The sequence below is a fragment of the Orientia tsutsugamushi str. Boryong genome, from assembly GCF_000063545.1.
Classification (GTDB): domain Bacteria; phylum Pseudomonadota; class Alphaproteobacteria; order Rickettsiales; family Rickettsiaceae; genus Orientia; species Orientia tsutsugamushi_C.
Genome location: NC_009488.1, coordinates 1,810,143 through 1,830,533 on the forward strand (window position 1 = coordinate 1,810,143; position 20,391 = coordinate 1,830,533).

A 20,391-nucleotide genomic window follows, 5' to 3' on the forward strand; every position below is an offset into this window, starting at 1 on the left:
TTAATAATGCTAATGCTTTTTTTTGGGCCAGCAAAAAACTTTTATTTTTGTCTCATTTTCAATGAGTGATGAGGCTTTAAAAAGCTATTTTGCTGAATCTCAAAAGGCTGGAGCTCAATTGATTATGCGTGGGTTAATTAATAACTCATTTACACAAACAAAGAATAAAACTATGGAGCTTGGTATTAGCTTCGATATAGATCCTAGCTTGTTTGAACAATATAAAATTGATGTTGTTCCTGTGATAGTAATAGATGATGAAAAAAGAGGATTAACCAAGAAATTAACTGGCCATATTCCTTTAGCAATAGCATTAGAAATTATGAATGAGAATACTCAATGAGATTATTATCTATATTAACTTTTTGATAGTGCTCAATATTAGCTGTTGTTTAGCTTCAATGCAAAGCAGTTATAATGAAGCTAGCAACTATAATGTAAATCTTGGAAATTCTTCAAATACACAAGAATTATTTCATCAAGGTAGTAATGTCAATTATCCTAACAATGATGAGGATTTAACCTACCATGGCCGTAATCAGCTTGGTACAGAAAGTGGGGCAATGTTATTTCAAGCTGAAAACAGTAAAAACAATGCCTTAACTCAACATAATATCAACGATCAAAATTATATGATAGCTAATTCAATGAGAATTGAATCTGATCCTTTAAGTGCCCTTGATAGCAGTAACTTCGTAACTCAGACAAGTAAAACTAATACTGAAATTATTCAAAGTTGTAATGAAGGTAGTAATTTTAACATTGAACTTATTCGAGAATTAAATGTTGAGTGCAGATTAGAGAATGTATGGCTTTCTTGGCAAAACCGGCAAATGGAATTTGCAACAGAAGAAATAGTAGAGAATCATAGTAATTGGCTTAATGGTCGTGCAGATTTCCATGACGTAGATAAAAATAATGAAAAAATATACAAGTTAGCAGGTGATAGCCAAATGGCTGCAAGACGAATGAGGAGTGCTGTTGCTGATAGGCTTGGCGTATCTATAGAGCATATTGGAACAAAGTTTATATTATATCAAAAAGAGGTAAAATATGTATACTTCGCTATGACTACAGAGATAAGACTCAAGAACTAAGGGAAGTAGCAGAATATTGGCAAGTTGTAAAGCCTGAACTTGAACAATTAATAGAAAGTAATGAATGCTATGAGGCGAATAGACTCAACTATGAGAGTGGTGATAGAGTATTTTTTGACAAGTTTAGAGTCAATCGTTCATATTGGAAACAAAAGATTGTTTTTTCATGTACTAGCGATCCAAAAGATGGTTGCAAACACCTTAAAATTCAAAATTGTGAATTAAAAACAGCACTTGCCAAAAATCAGTAGCAAATATTTGTTTACTATGGCAGCACGATTATAGCTGTTCAACTGAGAAGCAAACAATGCTACACTCATCATTGCGTAATAACTCAATTTTTTGTTTAGGAGGTAATTGCAACACTCCAACTATTATACCAAATAGAGATATAGCTAAAGTAGCTCATCTAGCAATGCTAAATCAGATGAGCAAGGACATTAAAACAAATCCCGTTTCTGTATTTTCAGGTAAACATCGAAAATGCAAAAAAGATGTATTTAGTTTTTTGAATTGCTGCTCTTCAATGACTGGCTGGGGGCGTGATATAGGCTTATCGCAATGCAAATCTAAGGAACAAGAATTAGCTCTATATAGAAAAAAAGGTTACTGCTATTACATTGGAACCTATTGTTCTTCAAGAATTCCGATATTGGGTATTTGCCTAGCTAGAAAGTCTACTTATTGCTGCTTTCAGTCAAAACTTGCAAGAATTTTTCAGGAAGAAGCAAGAAAGCAGCTAAAAATAGACTTCGGTACACCTGAATGTCCAAAGTGTAGAGGCCTTACTGTTGAAGAGTTACAAAAAGTTGATTTCACTAAAATCAATATGGATGAACTATTTGGTGATATACTCACTAAGGCTCAAAGCAGCATGAACAAAGACATTATTGCAGGAATCAAAGATAAAGTTCATCGTATGCAACAAAGTTAGTCTAAATGAGCAGATTATTAATGTTTATGATATTAATTAGTCATTTATCCACTGTTGATGCTTCACCAACAAGATTTTTATGGTACAATGATAAACATGGTCATGAGCTTGATGACTCTGCTGCTAATTCTAAGTTGATGAGTGTGGCTCATGACCAGAGAATCGAGGAATTAAAGAAGCAATTTAATCGAGCTCAGCGTATAGCGCTGGATAATCCAACGCTCGAAAATGTGATTACAGCTCAAAGATTGCAGAAGCAAATCATGGAGAAGGCTCATAAGTTTGCTACTATGTGGCAACTAGCTACTCTACTTGATTACCAACTGATTAATGCTAATGAGCCTGCTAATAGCTTACATAGAAAGCTATATCAAGAAAAATCAGAGCAAAAAAATGATTTCAAACTCAAAAACATTGCTAAAAACTGGGGATTGATTTTGCAAGTTAAACAAGATTGCTTGCTCTGTAAGGCCTTTATGCCTATTGTTCAGTGCTTTGCTAATAAATATGCATTTCAGTTGCTAGCTGTCAGTAAGAATAATGAGTTGCTTAATAAACTAAATCCTAAGCATATTGTACCTGTATTATATTCAGTAGCTAGCGATGGTAAAAAAATATATGCAGTAGCTAGAGGCATAATCTCTGAAGATAAAATTATCGACAATATTCTAGCAATCGATAGATATTATCATAAGTTGGAGACTACATGAGCACCAAAATCAGAGTTTATGCCATTACAATGCTATTATTGCTACAAGCTCCAGTATCACTAGCTTGGAATATCGAAAACGTATTTCAAGGAATGAGTGTTAATGTTACTAGAGCTGGATCATATCAGGATCAAGCGGCTGGATATTATGCGGCTGGCGGATTATCTGCCAGAACAAGCCAAACATCATTTCAGCCATTTGCTATAACTCCACCATCTTTAAACATGAGCTGTAGCAGTATTGATGCCTATCTTGGTAGCTTCTCTGTTATTTCTGGAGAAGAATTAGTTCAATTGATGAAAAACATTGGTTCTCAAGCTAAAGTCTATGCTTTTTCATTAGGATTAAAAACCTTTGCTCCTCAAATTGAGAATGCTCTCAAAGACTTACGTAATCTAGCAATGGAGATGAATCAATTTGCCAAAGGAGATTGTGAATTAACAAAAGCATTATTTGCTACAGCTTTACCAAAGAACTGGGCTATGAGAGAAGCTGTTTGCCGTGATATACAGTCACAAAGCGGGTTTGATTATTTTGCTGCTGGTAAAAAATGTCGTAATGATTTAGCCCAAAAACAAGCTCTGCGACAAGCACAAAATAAGGATTCAGAGTTATGCTGGATGATTATAACATCTTCACTAAAGCAGCAGCAAAGGTTGGAATACCATCAAATATGCGTGATTCAATCATGTCTATGACTGGCACTATCGTGGTTACAAACAATAATGTGTACTTTTTTGACTCCTTAGCTCAGGATGAAAAAAGTTGGATTAGTCATTTAAAAGGTGGAGAATCAGCTTTAATTTACAGCTGTGATAGTGTTAGTTGCCTGCATCCAAGCCTACAACGAAATATCACAATATCACCAGAGCAGTCTTATGCAGGTAAAGCTAAGCAAAAATTGACTGATCTAAAAATTAAGTTTGATAATAATTTTGAATTTAGTAACCCTGAAATAGCCTTTTTATCTTCGATTTCGGTATTTATTATCGTGAGCCTAGTAATTTAGCCATTAGTTTCAAGACCTGTAGACAAGCTACTCCATTGATTAAAGCAGCAATTCATAAAGAATTAAATGAAGGACTTTTAACCAAGTTTGCAGCAGCGATTGGAATTCAATCTGATCAGTCAAACATGTTAAGTCAAAGACTAAAAGTCATGACTGGCGACACACTAAAATATTTACAGAGAGAGCAACAAGACATTCATGAATGGATGAAGCAAGCTATGCTTCTTAATGCTAATCGTGAGTCATATGATGACTGGCGTGAGAAGTTTTCGTTATCAAGAATTTATCCTAATCTGGCGTTATAAAGGATGTAGTATTGTTGATTTCAGTAACTATACCTAATTTAAATACAAATATCGATGATATGATTCGCAGACGAGATGTTTTAAAAGATACGTTTAGGTCAATTGGATTAAGTACTTAAAATGTGAATGCACAGCAATTATTAAAGTTTTTAAGAGTAATATTTGGCTGGCCTGATGAGGAGAAGAACATTCCAGAGATTAACCAGTATGAAATATTGTCTAAGCAAATTCTAAGTGGAGATTTTTCGTTATTTGAGAATGATGATTGTGTAAATGTAAATGATGATCAAATATTTATCAGCCTAGAAGCAAGAAAGAGGCCTGCAGAATTGAAATTATCTGCTATGGATCTGTTTTTAGGTAATGAAATGCGTCGTGATGAATATATAAAATCAAATTTCCTGATTCATTTTGGTCTGCAAATTTTACTAAATCAAGCGATGGAAAGAACTGCAGCCATAACTAAAAGAGAATCGCTAGAAAGAAATATTAAATGCAGGAATGGGTTTTTTCTGATATACAGCAAGAAGCAGAAGATTTAGCAGGCGTAGTAGCTGCTTTACAGAGTGGTGATAGAGTTGTTAATATTCACTTCAATGTTATTATGTTTGATAAAATAAAGAAAGCTAAGCAATCTGCATCAGCGTTTTGCTCTATGAAAAATTTTTTCATCTTTTTTAAAGTAGATGCGAAATTATCACATTGTATCTCTAGCTACAAAAATATCATTCAAAAAAGATTTATAAAAAAGCTATGCAAGAGTTATTATCACTGGCTTTAAGGCTTATTTCTGCTATAATCCATAGTAGAGATTAAACTAAATCAAAATTCTTGTGTCAATAGCAATTTCTAATGAACCAAAGCCTTTTCTCCACTGCGTTAGAGGAAAAAGAAGAATTGTTAATAAATTAATAGAGCATCTTCCTTCAGGGCCATATTATAATTACTATGAACCATTCCTTGGAGGTGGAGCTTTATTTTTTCAAATTAGGCGTCTGTTTAAACAATGTTTTTTGTCTGATATTAATCTCGACTTAATTACTAGTTATTATGCTGTTAAAAAGAATCCAAATGATGTCAATAGATTACTAATCTATATCACAAAAACCATTCTGAAAATCACTACTATAAAATAAGAGACAATTATTATAGTAATGACCATAATGATATCACGGCAAATCTATTTTAGATTTATCAATAAATACTATCTTATCTTTAAGTTTAAGAAAATATTCTAGAAATAAAATCATTATGTAAAAGTGCTAATACTACCTCTATAGCAATTAAGCCTACAATAATCATTTCTAACCTAGTTGAATGTAAGTAGTTTAATTCGTTTGATAGAATAGTATATAATTCATGAATCATATCTAAGCGATGATTCATAATGTTTTGTCTTAATTGAATATCTTGAAACTCTACTGTCATAAGGTATAGTGGTTCATATCTAGGTCTGCGCCAAAAAAATTGTGGAGTATCCAATATATCACTGTGTAAATTTATTGAATAACGCTCATTAAATAAAATACCTATTTGTTTTGATAATTCTTTTTTTGACAAAGATACACGCCCATTAGTAGCTAGTTCTTTTTGTAAAGGTGATGTTTTTTCTAACAGTTTTATAACTGATGACTCTAATATCTTCAATTTCACAGATTGTGCTAAAGCATGTGAAATAGATAGTTTGATTAGTACTGATTGATCATGTAGTATAATTTCATTTTCTTCTTCATCGATATAAGTTTTTTGAGCTTGGTAATCATAGCGGTAATATATTAAATCTGATACAAAATCTTGACTAAGTTCTTTATATTGAACCACAGAATCTACATCTATAATAAATTTTTGATCAATTTCTGTATCAACATTGTTTAACCAGTTCAATATACTGTGTTCATAGTTTTTATTTGTTCCCCAAATTACTACAGCTCCGAATGCGAAATAGAATACATCAACTAAATTATTAGTGAATTGTGTCTGAACATGTACTACATCATCAAAATACTTAGGCTCTAATCCAGCACTTACCAAGCTCTGTACAAGAGCTTGAATACTATAATTAGATGACTTGCAATAAGAAGAACATCTCATTAAAAAAATCTTATTGTTTTCAATTTTGCTTTAATAATGCATTGTGCTATAGCTTACCAAGCTATAAAAACCGCAACAATAAATATATCGCAGGTTAAGTATACATTTTTTAACTTAAACAATCAAACTATAAACTCTATATTAATATAAGTTTGATATAACTATAGTCATTTACAATGAGGTTTGAGAATAGACCTCTTTCGAAACTGGTTAAGGTAGTTCAAAATTATAAATGCCAGAGATTAAATTAAATCTAAGACCAAATCTTTTACGTCTATTTCGATATTTATCAGCAATAATTTTGAACAGGTTTAGCATACCAATAACGTTTTCATTTACAACCCTTTCTCCTCCGAATCTACGATTATTCTTTTTATCATTTTTAGTTAAAGGATTTTTTTGCTTTTTTTTGCTAATTCAGAATTATTACTGGTAAATATCGAAATAGACGTAAAGGATTTGGTCTTAGATTTAATTTGATCTCTGGCATTTATAATTTTGAACTACCTTAACCAGTTTCGAAAGAGGTCTAATAGAAAGAATCGATAATAGATTCATAAAATTTACCAAATTAAGTAATTTGATTTCTAATCTACATAACCAACACAGATTTATTAACTATTTTATCGCTTTTTTCTATTCTCAAACCTCATTGTAGATAACTATAAATGCTTCTCCAGCTTTTGTGATTAGTCGAATTTATTATGCAAATTAACTTTTTCATGGCTAGTTGACTATGAATAAGTTGAATTATGTAGCTTCTTTTTGCGCTCACGTAAGTCAAAACTTTTTTTAAATACAACATAGATGACTCTACCTGAGGCAACAACAATGACTGAACTTATGGAATCAGCCCAGTTTTATAGCAAAATCAGCTAACTTATCAAAAGCATTGCTAGCTCCAGAGCAAGCTCTAGACTGAAGTACATCTCCAACACTTAACTCTGATTGACCTGACCTTGAGTCATTATATTTAACGTTGGAGCTGTTGTCATATCAGGTTTTATAGCCTTAGCTTGCAGAAACTTAGCTATACTGCTAAATACTCCATTTAATGCAGCCATTCTTACTACTTTAGACGATTTATCTACCACGATTCCTTTAAATCCAGAACGTCCATCTTCCCCTATCAACTCAGCATTCCACCTGTTTCTCGATAATATCTCCTTGTTTATTGACTACTGAAAGAGTTTCGATGCGACATGTAGCTCTCTCTGAGGGAATCTCTCCGTTACAGGATCCAATTAAAATAGCCTTTTTGATTTGATAAGTTTTATATTTATCATAAAGAATTGCTGTATCAAGCAACTGCAGAACAATTTGTTTTGGTGATGAAGAGCTGTTTGTACCTGTACCTACAACGACTCCAGTAAGTAGCACATCTCTAGCAGAACTACCGCTAGTAACATAGTTCTCAACATTTTTTTTGGCTCAGATTCAGCTCTCCTAAGATTTACAAATGATTTTACTACTACTACAGGAACTTGCTTTGTTTTGTTATTATGTGGTAAATTTGAAATATGATGATTACAGAACTGAAGTCTTCGCTATCATTATTATATAGACATTGCTTAGGCTGATTTTTCAATATCTCAAGTTTTTGGTTAAAATTATTAATTTTTGTAGTAGTTTCTAAATATCTACTTTCTATTACACTTTCTAATCTATCTTCTAATGTTTTGACTTCACTAAGTATTTCATTTGTCTATTTTGCTCTCAAATCTACAGCTTGTTCTACTCCAGAAATCGTTTCTCTTGATTCACAATTTTCTGTAAAAGTTATAGATTCTTTCGTTTTACCACTTTCAGAAAAAAATACGAAACAAGCATTATTGTGATGCTTATAAAAGTTAAGGCAATTACTGGCTTTCGGCGAATAATACTCGCTAATTCTGATAACTTGCTATTAGACATAACAGATTCAGCTTTTGCTTTGTCATTTAGCTCTAAATCTTCTTCTTCTGACTCCTTATCCTAATCTTGCGTTTAAACACTTGTTTTTATATTTTTGTTCTAAACAAAGTGTTACTTTTCTACTAGATAATTTTCTTGCTCAAAGGCCCTTTACAACTTCATCACTATAGATTAGTACTGTTTTTCCCTCTAGAGTTTTAATTTTACTTAGTGCTAGTTTTGTAAACTTTAATGATATTGATGCCATAAATTGCCACATATATTAATGTTTATATTATTAATATATATATTACAATTACTTAAACAGATGATCTATATTATGCTTTTTTTGATAGCAAATTTTTTATACTAATTTGTTCATAATACATATAACTTGAAAATTACTTATCAAACCCAGGTTGCATATGTTTTTCGACCATCAGATTAACCTTTAGATTGAATACTGTCTCCCAATTCCCTAATTTTTTTCAACCTATTGCTTTAATTTTTTTGTTATACTGACAAATATTGCAAATATATTTACAGTTAAAGTTGAAGATTAATTATAAATATTAATAAAAGTTAACATAAGTTAATAGTAGGTTCTATAAAGTGCAGAAGTTAATAAAAATTAGCTTTTTTTCTTCCTTATATTTGATATGTCTTTGTAGCTTTATCAGTAGATTCAGTAGGTAAAGAATTTTTCTTTCCTTATCTTCATTGCCTTTGCAGCTGTTATGCTTACAATAAATTCAAGTACCTAGTGTAATAGCTCAAAATTAGTTACTATATTTTGAATAAAAAGGAAAGTTGTTAATATCAAAATAGCGCCTACTTGATGTGTTAAAGCAGCTAATATTGGGACATGATAAAGCAAAGTTATAATGCCAGTAGTAACCTGAACTAAAACTAAACATGCTGCTACCATCCCCATTCCTCTTAGAGCGTGTTTATTAAGAATAATTAGCCAAATAGCATAACATATTATTAAGCCGCTAATTAGTATGCCAAACCACCTATGTATAAATTGCATCAACACTTGATTATCAAACATAGTAAAATCTATAGATTGATTTAATATTTCAATTGGAATTAAACTATCACCCATATTAGGAAACTCATTGTATATTAATCCTGCATCAAGTCCAGCAACTAAAGCTCCAAACATAATCTGAGTATAAAGTAGAAAAATAATTATCTTGTTAAAGATTATTAATTTTATTTTTAAGTTAATAACATTAATACTTGTACTATTACTGTTATTAGCTTTGCTAGTTGCTAACGTATAGCATTTAAATGGTTGTATAATAATTAACAACTCAGCTATTAATTGATGATAAATAATAACTGCTAATAACAAATGCCCTGCTAGTCGGCAGTGATTAATATACGGGGTTTCTTTTAACCCACTCTTTACCATATACCATCCCATAAAGCCTTGTATTACCACTAAACAAGTAATCAAAAGTAACCTGTAATATTGCAACTTAGTTAAAGATTTTAAATAACAAAAGATTAAAAATGGTATAATGATTATTATTCCAGTTATTCTTCCCAATAATCGATGAATATATTCGATAAAAAAGATATATTTAAATTCAGAAATAGTTATCTGATTATTAATTAACTTAAACTCTGGTGAAGCTGTATATTTATTAAACTCATTGTTCCAATCTTCTGAAGATATCGGAGGGATAATTCCTGATACTGGATTCCATTCTACAATAGATAAACCAGCATTAGTCAATCTAGTTATTCCTCCTACTACAATCATAAGTAATAATAGCAATGTTGATACTATTAACCAGATTGACATTATTTGAGTATGTGGCTTATCCATTTAGTATCTAAATATAATTAATATGCCTTTATCAGCAATTTTAAAATCATTAATTGACTACTAAGCATGTAAACCTAACATACTATAAAAAATCAAAGAAGCAAGTTAGCATAAGCCTTTCATGTATAAGAATTATTAAGACAGTCTTTTTTCCACCATATTTTCACTCACAAAAAAACATCTTTTTAAAAGCTAAATATGCTCTGCACTACTGTTATGTCTGATATTTTTTGAGATAAGAATGCTACCAAGATTCCAACATTTTGCAAGCAATAATTGCAAATAATGATAGTAGTGATAATGCAACAATCTTTTATTAGACCTCTTTCGAAACTGGTTAAGGTAGTTTAAAATTATAAATGCCAGAGATCAAATTAAAACTAAGACCGAATCTTTTACGTCCATTTCGATATTTATCAGCAATAATTTTGAACTACCTTAACCAGTTTCGAAAGAGGTCTATTATTCTGTTGGAAATTTTCCTCTAGCAAAATTGTGATGGCTAACTAATGTTGATGAAAAAGCTGAAAAGCAGTAGCTAGCACTAATAGTTCGCTAGCTACAATACATAGCTATACTATTATAAAACAGTTATAATAGTATAGCTATCACGATGGCTTAGGTATGCTATTCAGAAAGTATATCATATAACTGTTTTATAGTGGCTTAGTTATAATTTTTCTCTCTTGCCTTTATCGTTAGCACTGTTTTCCAAAAATCTATAGAATTAGAAATTCTATTAAAAACTCTATTGCTGGAAATACGTTTGTTATGACAAATTCCTAACTTTGTAGAATCGATATAATATATACCAGTCTCTTCTCCTTTCAGATAATGCATTAATACGGCTGTTGTATTATCCTACTATAGCTTGGTAAACAAAAGTATTCTTTATACTTATAACTCACGTAATATAGATAATAATTTTTAAAATCTTTGCATGGAGACAAATAAAAATATATCACTATTGTTAATAACTCAGCTAAGGACAACTTCCCATCTCTGTTCCTTTGATTACTACTTGGTATTAATCTCTTTCTCTCCCACTCTTGATATATCTTGCAAAAATTGTCTATTAAATAGTATACTGTTATAATAGACCTCGTTCGAAACTGGCTAAGGTAGTTCAAAATTATAAATGTCAGAGATCAAATTAAATCTATGTGAGTAGACCTAACCAATTGCTCAATTAGGCCCCTCCTCAGAACCGGACTTGCAGAATTACCGCATCCGGCTCTCAAAAATAAGATAAGCATTATGCCTTATTTGTTGTCTAGAACATTGAGACAATCTTTCCAATTTTAGGAAAATTTACTCTTTTAAGTATCTCGGTTAGTCTTTTCCAATTCATCTTACGTTTTCCTCCCATTCTATTAAACCAGTTATATATTGCCCGTTTACTTTGGTTGATAAATGAACTTACTCGTCTTTTATTATCAGATATACCATGATAGTTGATCCATTCACCTAATAACTCTAATGACTTGTGATAATGCCTGCGTTTTGTCTTGCGTATTTAGCTGACCACGCAAATATTTTCTCAGTCCTTTCAGTTTCTCAGTAAAACGATCTCTTCTTGAGGTATATTTTAGTCTCCATGTTGTGCCAAATCTTGATTTACCACAATAGCAAGTAAATCCAAGAAAATTATAACTTGTGATCTTCTTGCCTTGTTTGGCTAAATTTGCAGCATGGTCTCTACCAGATTTTATCATTTGTGATTTAGCTTCATTGATATTTAGCCCATACTTATTTAACCTTTTAGGCAAAACATCATAAAACCTTTTCGCATCTGTTTCCTTTTCAAAGACAAATACCATATCGTCGCAGTACCTCACCATTCCTGTTTGTCCCATTAAGTTTTCTTTGCTGATTTTTGCAAACCAGCTATCTATAACATAATGCAGAAAGACATTTGCCAGAATTGGTGAAACTATTGATCCTTGACGACAACCTTCTTTGTTAGTAACTATAGTACCATTTTCTATGATTGGTGTTTCAATCAGTTTCATAACTAGTCTTAGAAATTTCTTGTCAGATATTCTCTTTCTTAGAAATTCCATCAACTCACAATGCTTGATTGTATTGAAACACTTTGTTATATCAATCTCTACTATAGCCCCTTTATTGAAGTTATACGTAAGTCTATTTAACTCCCTTAAAGCGTCGTGTGCATTTAATTTAGGTCGAAATCCATATGAATACTTTAAGAATATTTGCTCAAACACAGAGTTTAGTATCTTGCTTACTGTAGACTCGATTATCTTATCTTCAAAACATGATATTACCAAAGGTCTTTTGCCTCCATCTTCTTTTGGAATTTCTGTTATTCGTGCAGGTTTAGCCTGATATTTCCCATTGCAAATTCTAGTAAGAAGCGAGAGCAGATTTGCTTTCAACTTCTTACCATAATCCTCTTTGGTTATACCATCTATTCCTATCGCTTTCTTGCTATCGAGTTCCTTATATTGTTCTTCTAATATCTTTAAATCAATGATATGTCCAAGATTATTAAACTTTATGTCTTGATTTAGATTATTAAACTTTATGTCTTGATTTTTCGATGATAGCAACTTTATACGCTCAAGTTTCGTTAACCATGTATTTCTGTCTATGCTGTGTACAGCCATTGTTTCCCTCTTGCATTCTTACTTTTCTGCTAACCCTTTGCTCCACCCACATTACTAGGTTTCATCACTACTATGGCTAACTCAGCCATCCTTACACCATCTCCAAAGCCTTATGTTTCATCACTTGTACTTTGAATACTTACTTAATTACGTAAGAGTTATAAGGACTTCTCAAGTTGTGTCATTAATCTTTACAAACTCGCTGACGCCTGCGACCCCGGTGGTTGAAAATTTTTGGATTTTTACTAGTTTGACCTCCAATCTTCTTTTGCCTACTATGTGCTAGAACATATCGGCTTCCACTACATCTCACTTTCAGGGCTATCACGTTCACCATTTGGTTTCGGCTCGAATGTTTCACTGTCTACGCTTTACTACTGTCGTTACCTTCAGCAGCACAAGACTCGCTATATGGTGGATCTAGCTTCTCCTTCCATAACTGGACTTTCACCAGTGAGATTAATTCACCTTTTCTTGACGCACGGACCGAATCTTTTACGTCTATTTCGATATTTATCAGCAATAATTTTGAACTACCTTAAGCAGTTTCGAAAGAGGTCTAATATATTTTTTCATGTTGGGTTATTCCTTGTTTATTTAAATTTTTTTTATAACTCAACATTCTCTCTTTGTATACCTTTTATTCTATACATTTCATGTTTCCACTTATCCTAATCTTGCGTTTATAGTCATTTACAATGAGGTGTGAGCATAGAAAGATGCGATAAAAATTAATAGAATCTGTTGGTTATAAAGTTATTTTTCTGCTACTCTATTCTCCAGATTTAAATCTGATAGAAAAGTTTTGGGCTAATATAAAGATGGTGGATTAGAAATCAAATTACTCAATTTGCTAAATCTTATGATGAGGCTATTGTAGCTTTTTTCTATACTCAAATCTCATTGTAAATGACTATAATTAATAATAAAGGTGAAATAATGACAGTTAAAATGACTAAAGCTGATAAAAGTGACTTATCTGCAGCTTTAGTCATTTCAAAAGCTTTATCAGGTAGATTGTTTGCTGATAAAGCTTGCATATTAAAAGCGTTATTTCATCGACTTTTCACTAATGGTCTACTTTTATTCACTAATCTTAGTAAAGATATGCAAACATATTTATTTGGACATAAGATGATAAGCTTTTATTAAATAGACGTTTCTTACATCCTTCTCCTATTTAATTTCTTGGTTTATATAATTGCTTCTCTTGCAACTTATTCTATCTCCTCCAGCTTAATTCCAATCTTATCTCCTCTTCTTTCTCTTCTAACTCATTATCCTTGGTGTTTATAAATTGTTTCTCTTTTTGCGATTAAACAGTAGGAGGTTTTATTTTCTGAAAAATAAGCAAAGAAATTAATGAAAATACTACTACTAATATCGAAAGAGGTAATATCGTACCATTATAGAGATAACTGATTATTTTTATACCTAAGGATCCTAAAAGCATTTCAGTAGAACCTATGATTGCAGAGGCTGTTCCATAGTTTGTAATTTGCATTAAAGATAATGCTGATGCATTACCTAAAGTAAATCCAACTCCAATAGCAGCTGGTAACTTAAGAAGTAGAACTATATATGCTGTCAGAGTAAAATAGATTGTACCAAAAGTTAATGATATACCGCTGAATAGTATTAATACAATACCATATAGTATCATTTTTTCAGGTCCTTTAAATTGGACAAGTTTTTGATTGGCTACAATACCTATAATATAGACTGTAACATTTGCAATAATGTAATATCCGTAGTGCTCTGTTGGAACATTCATATCTTTAATAAAAATAAATGGTAAGTTTACTATATCTGCCCATAACCATCCAAATGTTAAAGATTGAATCAATAAATAACATATAAAATTTTTATTAGATAATACTTCCTTAAAGCTAGCTTTAATATTATTAAAATTAATTCCTATATTTGTCTGAGTTAAAGTTTCCTTGAATAAGGTTATTAGTAATAAAAGTACTGGAAATGCAAGAGAAGGAATGATAGCAAGCGGTAAATACCACCTATTATCATATGCTGCTATCTGACTACCAATTATAGGTCCAAGTGCTGGAGAAAAAGCAACTACCATATTTAGTCTTGACATCATTTTTGCTCTTTCGTTACCTTTATATATATCGCTTATTGTAGCCAACCCAACTGTAACTGAGGCTCCACCTCCAATTCCTTGTAATAATCTCCAAAATACTATTAACTCAATCGTGCTTACGTATATACAAAATAAACTCGAAAAACAAAAAATTGTTATTCCTAATAATAAAACTTTCTTACGCCCTATTGCATCAGATAATGGACCATATAATAATCCAGATAATGATAATCCCATTAAGTTGATACTTACAGTCAACATTACTTTATACTCTGATGTATTAAATGCGCTAGCTATTCTAGGTAAGCTAGGAACATAAATATCAGTTGCTAACTCTGTAATAAATATTAGCAGAGTGATTATCGTTAAATTATACTTCCAATGGTTATTTATCATTGTATCAACATTATAAAACTATTGTTTAACTTTACTTAGCATGATTTCTGCAAAAATGAGCATATAATAATACAATTAAACTACTTAATACATAAGCATTGATTATATCAGGAGTATTGTAGTTTTAATCTTGATTTATTTTTTACTTTAAAAGTAATTATAGGTATACAGTATCATTTCGATTTTTATCAGTACATGACTTTTTGTCATAATTATGAAAAATTTTTTTCATCTTTTTTAAAATAGATGTGAAATTGTCGCATTGTTATTTACAGCTGAAAAAAAACAAAATATCTCTTAAAATTAGATATACAATTTTGATTCTGAGTTATAAAAAGACTTTGATAATTTAGTATATTAACTGAAAAAGTTCTGGACTTATCTTATTGCTCTTAATTTAAACATCAGGTTCGAACACGTCTTTAAGAAGATAAATCTTTTTCCATTAAAGATTGAAAACGCTCTTGATGAGAGGTTATCATGCAATTCATAGCTTCAATTTTTTTTGGCATCATCATCACCTTGGCTTATACTATTGATTAATGCATTTAAAAAACTTTTCTTTTGTTCCTCATCACGCCAAAGTTGCTTGTTTTGCTCTTCACTATTTATATTCTGCTTACTTGCTTATGCTTCTGTTTATGTATAGCTTGTAACCTTATTTTTGCAAGCTTTACATGTCGTTGGGCTATCTTGTACACACTTGAAGAATTATGTAATTTTTCCTTACATTTACTTTTAATTTCCATATATCGCATGTTTATCAAATATTTTATAGATTAAGTTCAAAATAAACTTAGACAAGAAATAATAATAAATAATTATTCATGAATTTTCACCTTTTTGAGCCTTCACAATTTATTAAAGAATTATCATAATAATTGTAGCAGTTAACAAAACAATAAATAAAGCGCAACGATTATTCTGGCAGCACTCTGTATTTCACAGATATTAATCATTAATCTAACTTGCCACAAACTGAACTAATTCAAACGAAAACCCTTGAGCTTCAAAAGCACGCTCTAGAATGGGTTTAAAATTTGATTTGATATAGCTATCTGCAAAGCTTGTTAGAGCCTTAATGAATATCTTTTTATTAATAAGATGTTCTATAGGTAAAAATGCAAAGGTAGATCAAATATAAGGGAGAAGAAAAGTTAATTTTTATTAACTTCTATACTTTATAGAACCTACTATTAACTTGTGTTAACTTTTATTAATATTTTTAATCAAGCTTCAACTTTAACTATAAATATATTTCCAATATTTGTCAATATAACAAAAAAATTAAAGCAAAAGGTTGACAAAAGGTTGACAGAAAATTTAGGAAATTGGGGGCCAGTTTTCAATCTAGAGGTTAATCTAATGATCGAAAAATATATACAACCTGGGATTGATAAGTGATTTTTAAGTTATATGTATTATGAACAAATTAGTATAAAAATTTGCTATCAAATAAAAAGTATAATATAGATCATCTGTTTAATTAAACGTAATACTTTAATAATAAATATTAATATTATGTGGGGTGATTATGACTTCAATATCATCAAAGTTTATAAATCGAGCACTACGTAAAATTAAAATTCCTAAGGGAGAAAAATTATTAATTATCCACGATCCAGATATAATAGGACTTAAACTGAAAATCTCATGTACAGTCTGTGGAGGAATAGTAAGAAAAACATGGATTTTAGAACAAAAATATAAAAACCAGAGTTTAAAAATAAGGATAGTGGAATTTCCATATTTATCTATTAAAGAAGCTAGAAAAATAGCAAGAGAATTAAAGACATTAATGGCGAACGGAATAGATCCAAGAGCAGTAAAACATCAACAACAGATAGAAGAAAATGAGAATCGTATAAAAGAAAGAGAAAGAAAAGCTAACGATATTACATTCAAAGAGCTGTGTTATAAGTATATTGAAGAGTATGCCAAAATATATACTATAAACTGGAAAGAGAATGCTGACAGAGTACATACTTATGCACAAGCATTATATGAAAAAAAGATAAGCAAGATTCGAATGAGTGATATTGAACCAATATTCAATGATATCAGCAAAGAGGGAAAATATGCCACAGCAAATGCATTGCTAGCAACCTTACGCACTATATTTAATAAGGCAATAAAATGGGGATTAATAGAAAACAATCCTACTCTAGGGATAGAGCAGCATAAACTGCAAGCAAGAGAGAGACGTCTAAGTTACGATGAAATGGGTAGATTTTTACAAGTATTATGCGGAGAAGCAAGTCCATTGATAAGAGATTTTGCATTACTAGCGTTATATACTGGAGCTAGAAAAAGTAATGTGTTAGAGATGGAATGGGACAATATAGATTTTGAAAGAAAAATATGGCATATACCAAAAACTAAGAACGGAAAGGCGCAAAATATACCATTAACAGATGAGGCAATGGAAATATTGCAAGCAAGGAAATTAATATCTACAAGTAAATGGGTACTACCAAGTTCTACTAGCGAAAGCGGACACTTATCGCATCCAAATACCGCATGGAAGATAATTTGTGAAAAGGCAAGCATAAAAAATTTCAGAATACACGATCTAAGAAGGACGTTTGCAAGTTGTATGGGGGATGCAGGCGAAAGTCAGAGGACAATTAGTATAGCATTGAATCATATTAATCCAAACTCAACAATACCTTATACTATAGCTTGTATGGAGTTAGTACGAGAGTATATGTCTAAGGCTATACAAATAATTAGTGAATGTGCTAGAAGTTATAATATTTATAATACTATCTGACTGATATAAACGTTGTGGTAAGAATAGTGCGATTTCATGTCGCACATGCATATATGAACACTAATTATTGCAGGTAAAATCTGTGTTTGAAGATATTTAGCTAATTTAAACATTATAGTAGCAGAATGAGAAATCTCATGCTACAATTGAGGCTGAAGGTGATTATACAAAATCAAAAATTATGTTGGGCATTATCGAGGCCGTTGAAGTATATGGGTTTGAGCATTGACGAATGGGGAGTAGTGCTAGCTGGAGTAGCTCCAGGAATTGTACTACTAAACAGCAGGCATGCTAAATTAGGCCTAGCCTTTATGGTTGGAGGAATTGCTCTATGTTATTGCTTTAAGAAAATTAAGAAGGTATCTGAGAATTTTTTGCTAAAAAGTTTTTTAGTAGCTAAAGGTTTATTGCCAGCTCCATTAGGATATCCAAGGCTTTTGGGCAAAAAAGTTGGCAAGTAATGAATCATCTCTTTAAGCAAAATGCTATACAAGAGCTGGTTAAATATAATAAATGCTTACTTTCAGTAACTATATTGCTAGCTGCAGCTAATATAATTGCGATAATGGCTGCAATTACCAAAGAAGAAAAGTGGTTATTAATTCCAGCAATGGAGCCTGATCGTAAAATGATGGTTTCATCAAAAAATTACCATGAAACCTATTTAAAGGAATGGGCAATTTATGTAACGAAACTCTTATTTACTACTTCTCCAAATGAGGTAGAAAGACAAATAGCAGACATGAAAGTTGCATCTAGTAATACTGAATCTTTAAATAAATTTTTTCATGATCACTTGCAATTTGTTAAAGGCTCAAATGTGTCTTCAGTCTTTTTTCCGAAGAAGGTTGAAGTGATAAAGGATGGAGTATTAATTAGTGGAACGCTTCGTTATTGGTTTAGCGATAGTAAACATATAGCTGTCGATAAGACTTACCTTTTGACTTACAAGCGAAGTCCTAATTACCTTTTGTTGTTAACTGGCGTTAAAGAGAATGGAATAAAAAAATGAGTATTAGAATTTTGAGGTTTATGATAGGGTTTATTGCTTTAGTCAAGTTTAGTGATGTATATGCGGTAGAATATGAGTTAGAAGTTGATAATTTGCTGAAGCTTGAGATTTCTGATAGTGGGCCAACAAGAATTAATCTTAAAGATGAAAAAATCAATGATATTTTTATGTATCCTCAAAATGCAGCCGAAGTTGTAGTTCATGAGTCTGGATGTTTGTTTATTGCTCCACGAGAAGAAGAAAAGAAGCTTTATTTAACAGTAATAGGAGAACACAAAACAATTCAAGATTTAATGTTAACTTTTACTCCAAAAACTCCAAGCCATGTAACGCTTATTAATGCTGCTTTGAAAGAAGATGAAAATGATAATTCAAAACAAAACAATAACAATTTGTTCAGTAATGACGTTAATACAAAAGAATTAACAGCGAAACCTTCTAAAAAACAAAATAGAAATACTAAGAAAAAATAAAACTGGCTTAAAATGCTAGTTTTTACTTCAAAGATATCAAGCTCTGCATCAAGCCTATTAACACTACTTCAAAGTAAAATTTCATTGGTATGGAATAACTAGCATTAGGAGAATAATGCAAAATTTACTAATAAGCAATAACAATGTTCAGATATAAAAAATCGCGACTAAAAATGCTAAAACCTACATTTGGAATACAGTGGAATAATGTAGTTACAGGCCTGTTAATTATAATTACTGCTTGTGTTTTTTCTTTTGAGCCAGCATTAGCTGATACCCTTGAAGGGCAGCTTAATAAAATAGACGGACTTTTTAGTGGAAAACTAAAAACAATAGGTATATCAAGCGCAACTATTTTATCATCGATTTGGGCTGTAGCAAGAGGAAATATAAAGCTTGCCGGAGTAATGGTGGCAAAATTGGTGTTATTTTAGGCTTTTACCTAGTGAATTGCTGGTGGTATGAAAATAAATTAGCCTAAATTAATTTATTGATAAGGTAGAAATATCAACACTCAAAAAGCGGAGGAATAGTGCAACAGGACAATTCAGACAATGATAATACAAAAGAAGAAGAAGATTTAGAGCTAAATGATAAACCAAAGATTAGATCTACTGTAAGGTCTAATAGCAAGTTATCAGAGTTAACAAATATCATTCGCCGAAAGCCAGTAATTGCCTTAACTTTTATAAGCATAACAATAATGGTTGTTTCGTATTTTTTATCTGAAAGTGGTAAAACGAAAGAACCTATAACTTTTACTGAAAATCGTGAGTCAAGAGAATCAATTTCTGGAGTAGAACAAGCTGTAGATTTGAGAGCAAAATGGACAGAAGAAATACTTAGTGAAGTCAAAACATTAAAAGATAGATTAGAAAGTGTAATAGAAAGTAGATATTTAGAAACTACAGCCAAAATTAATAATTTTAACCAAAAACTTGAGATATTGGAGAATCAGCCTAAGCAAGGTCTATATAATAATGATAGCGAGGAGTTTCTGATCTTAATCAGCATATTTCAAATTCACATCATGATAACAAGACAAAGCAAGCTCCTGTAGTAGTAGTAAAATCATTTGTCAATCTTAGGAGAGCTGGAGCTGAACCAAAAAAGAATGTTGAGAACGT

15 protein-coding genes and 11 pseudogenes are annotated in these 20,391 nt (G+C 31.2%); 16 read left to right on the top strand and 10 right to left on the bottom strand.

Annotated features, from left to right (window positions below; all coding sequences use genetic code 11):
* Positions 1-22 precede the first annotated feature (22 nt).
* From trbC to OTBS_RS08600, 7 genes and pseudogenes are all read left to right on the top strand, one after another.
* Positions 23-343 carry a type-F conjugative transfer system pilin assembly protein TrbC gene (trbC, locus tag OTBS_RS08560; protein WP_011944350.1) on the top strand — a complete coding sequence of 107 codons (321 nt, stop codon included), beginning with the start codon at positions 23-25 and terminating at the stop codon, positions 341-343.
* A pseudogene (traN, locus tag OTBS_RS18580) lies at positions 340-2,031 on the top strand (conjugal transfer protein TraN). Before trbC ends, traN begins: the two are co-directional and overlap by 4 nt.
* 5 nt (positions 2,032-2,036) lie before the next feature.
* Positions 2,037-2,741, top strand: coding sequence for a conjugal transfer protein TraF (locus OTBS_RS08575; protein ID WP_011945085.1), 705 nt, complete (start codon positions 2,037-2,039; stop codon positions 2,739-2,741).
* Positions 2,738-3,717 (top strand): annotated as a pseudogene (locus tag OTBS_RS08580) (conjugal transfer protein TraH); the annotation flags it as partial. The gene OTBS_RS08575 and the pseudogene OTBS_RS08580, both read left to right, overlap by 4 nt.
* Positions 3,714-4,046: pseudogene (locus tag OTBS_RS08585) on the top strand (conjugal transfer protein TraG); the annotation flags it as partial. The pseudogenes OTBS_RS08580 and OTBS_RS08585, both read left to right, overlap by 4 nt.
* A pseudogene (locus tag OTBS_RS13200) lies at positions 4,046-4,758 on the top strand (TraC family protein); the annotation flags it as partial. The pseudogenes OTBS_RS08585 and OTBS_RS13200, both read left to right, overlap by 1 nt.
* A 130-nt stretch (positions 4,759-4,888) precedes the next feature.
* A pseudogene (locus tag OTBS_RS08600) lies at positions 4,889-5,232 on the top strand (DNA adenine methylase); the annotation flags it as partial.
* A gap of 44 nt (positions 5,233-5,276) precedes the next feature.
* On the opposite strand, the gene OTBS_RS08605 reads toward OTBS_RS08600, so the two are convergent.
* Both OTBS_RS08605 and OTBS_RS14680 read right to left on the bottom strand, forming a co-directional pair.
* On the bottom strand, positions 5,277-6,146 hold the full coding sequence (locus OTBS_RS08605) for an RMD1 family protein (protein ID WP_011945086.1): 870 nt from the start codon (positions 6,144-6,146) through the stop codon (positions 5,277-5,279).
* A gap of 210 nt (positions 6,147-6,356) precedes the next feature.
* A pseudogene (locus OTBS_RS14680) lies at positions 6,357-6,557 on the bottom strand (IS5/IS1182 family transposase); the annotation flags it as partial.
* A 5-nt stretch (positions 6,558-6,562) separates the two neighbouring features.
* Here OTBS_RS14680 and OTBS_RS14685 point away from each other — a divergent pair.
* Positions 6,563-6,658 (top strand): annotated as a pseudogene (locus OTBS_RS14685) (IS5/IS1182 family transposase); the annotation flags it as partial.
* Positions 6,659-7,084: 426 nt separating this feature from the next.
* Here the strand turns inward: OTBS_RS14685 and OTBS_RS15235 are convergent.
* The 7 genes and pseudogenes from OTBS_RS15235 to OTBS_RS14695 all read right to left on the bottom strand — a co-directional run bounded on the left by OTBS_RS15235 (position 7,085) and on the right by OTBS_RS14695 (position 13,032).
* Entirely contained in the window at positions 7,085-7,279 is a 195-nt protein-coding gene (locus tag OTBS_RS15235) for a conjugal transfer protein TraB (protein WP_232488989.1), read from the bottom strand.
* A 1-nt stretch (position 7,280) separates the two neighbouring features.
* On the bottom strand, positions 7,281-7,526 hold the full coding sequence (locus OTBS_RS08615) for a hypothetical protein (RefSeq protein WP_041621350.1): 246 nt from the start codon (positions 7,524-7,526) through the stop codon (positions 7,281-7,283).
* Between the two features lie 1,273 nt (positions 7,527-8,799).
* Positions 8,800-9,879: a COX15/CtaA family protein gene (locus tag OTBS_RS08620; RefSeq protein ID WP_011945087.1), complete on the bottom strand. Its 1,080-nt coding sequence runs from the start codon at positions 9,877-9,879 to the stop codon at positions 8,800-8,802.
* Positions 9,880-10,216: 337 nt separating this feature from the next.
* Positions 10,217-10,312: pseudogene (locus OTBS_RS14690) on the bottom strand (IS5/IS1182 family transposase); the annotation flags it as partial.
* 296 nt (positions 10,313-10,608) lie between these two features.
* A pseudogene (locus tag OTBS_RS10630) lies at positions 10,609-10,955 on the bottom strand (transposase); the annotation flags it as partial.
* A 387-nt stretch (positions 10,956-11,342) separates the two neighbouring features.
* Positions 11,343-12,509, bottom strand: coding sequence for a reverse transcriptase domain-containing protein (locus OTBS_RS08625; protein ID WP_080571781.1), 1,167 nt, complete (start codon positions 12,507-12,509; stop codon positions 11,343-11,345).
* Positions 12,510-12,873: 364 nt separating this feature from the next.
* Positions 12,874-13,032, bottom strand: a complete 159-nt coding sequence (locus OTBS_RS14695) for a hypothetical protein (RefSeq protein ID WP_157866449.1) — start codon at positions 13,030-13,032, stop codon at positions 12,874-12,876.
* A gap of 392 nt (positions 13,033-13,424) precedes the next feature.
* On the opposite strand from OTBS_RS14695, the pseudogene OTBS_RS18585 reads away from it, so the two are divergent.
* Positions 13,425-13,828, top strand: a pseudogene (locus OTBS_RS18585) (transposase); the annotation flags it as partial.
* On the opposite strand, the gene OTBS_RS08635 reads toward OTBS_RS18585, so the two are convergent.
* On the bottom strand, positions 13,825-15,006 hold the full coding sequence (locus OTBS_RS08635; protein WP_011945089.1) for a multidrug effflux MFS transporter: 1,182 nt from the start codon (positions 15,004-15,006) through the stop codon (positions 13,825-13,827). The pseudogene OTBS_RS18585 and the gene OTBS_RS08635 overlap by 4 nt on opposite strands.
* A 1,203-nt stretch (positions 15,007-16,209) precedes the next feature.
* Here OTBS_RS08635 and OTBS_RS08640 point away from each other — a divergent pair.
* The 7 genes and pseudogenes from OTBS_RS08640 to OTBS_RS17150 all read left to right on the top strand — a co-directional run bounded on the left by OTBS_RS08640 (position 16,210) and on the right by OTBS_RS17150 (position 20,324).
* A complete protein-coding gene (locus tag OTBS_RS08640) occupies positions 16,210-16,410 on the top strand; it encodes a hypothetical protein (protein WP_011944860.1) in 201 nt (66 codons plus the stop codon).
* A gap of 130 nt (positions 16,411-16,540) precedes the next feature.
* Positions 16,541-17,779 (top strand): tyrosine-type recombinase/integrase, encoded by a 1,239-nt coding sequence (locus OTBS_RS08645; RefSeq protein ID WP_080571797.1) that lies wholly within the window; start codon positions 16,541-16,543, stop codon positions 17,777-17,779.
* 125 nt (positions 17,780-17,904) lie between these two features.
* Positions 17,905-18,240 carry a hypothetical protein gene (locus tag OTBS_RS08650; protein WP_011944246.1) on the top strand — a complete coding sequence of 112 codons (336 nt, stop codon included), beginning with the start codon at positions 17,905-17,907 and terminating at the stop codon, positions 18,238-18,240.
* On the top strand, positions 18,240-18,791 hold the full coding sequence (locus OTBS_RS08655) for a TraE/TraK family type IV conjugative transfer system protein (RefSeq protein ID WP_011944688.1): 552 nt from the start codon (positions 18,240-18,242) through the stop codon (positions 18,789-18,791). Before OTBS_RS08650 ends, OTBS_RS08655 begins: the two co-directional genes overlap by 1 nt.
* Positions 18,788-19,264: a hypothetical protein gene (locus OTBS_RS08660; protein WP_011945090.1), complete on the top strand. Its 477-nt coding sequence runs from the start codon at positions 18,788-18,790 to the stop codon at positions 19,262-19,264. Before OTBS_RS08655 ends, OTBS_RS08660 begins: the two co-directional genes overlap by 4 nt.
* Before the next feature lie 143 nt (positions 19,265-19,407).
* Positions 19,408-19,740: pseudogene (locus OTBS_RS08665) on the top strand (hypothetical protein).
* Between the two features lie 56 nt (positions 19,741-19,796).
* Complete coding sequence (locus OTBS_RS17150; RefSeq protein ID WP_041621351.1) at positions 19,797-20,324, top strand: hypothetical protein; 528 nt, start codon at positions 19,797-19,799, stop codon at positions 20,322-20,324.
* Positions 20,325-20,391 lie beyond the last annotated feature (67 nt).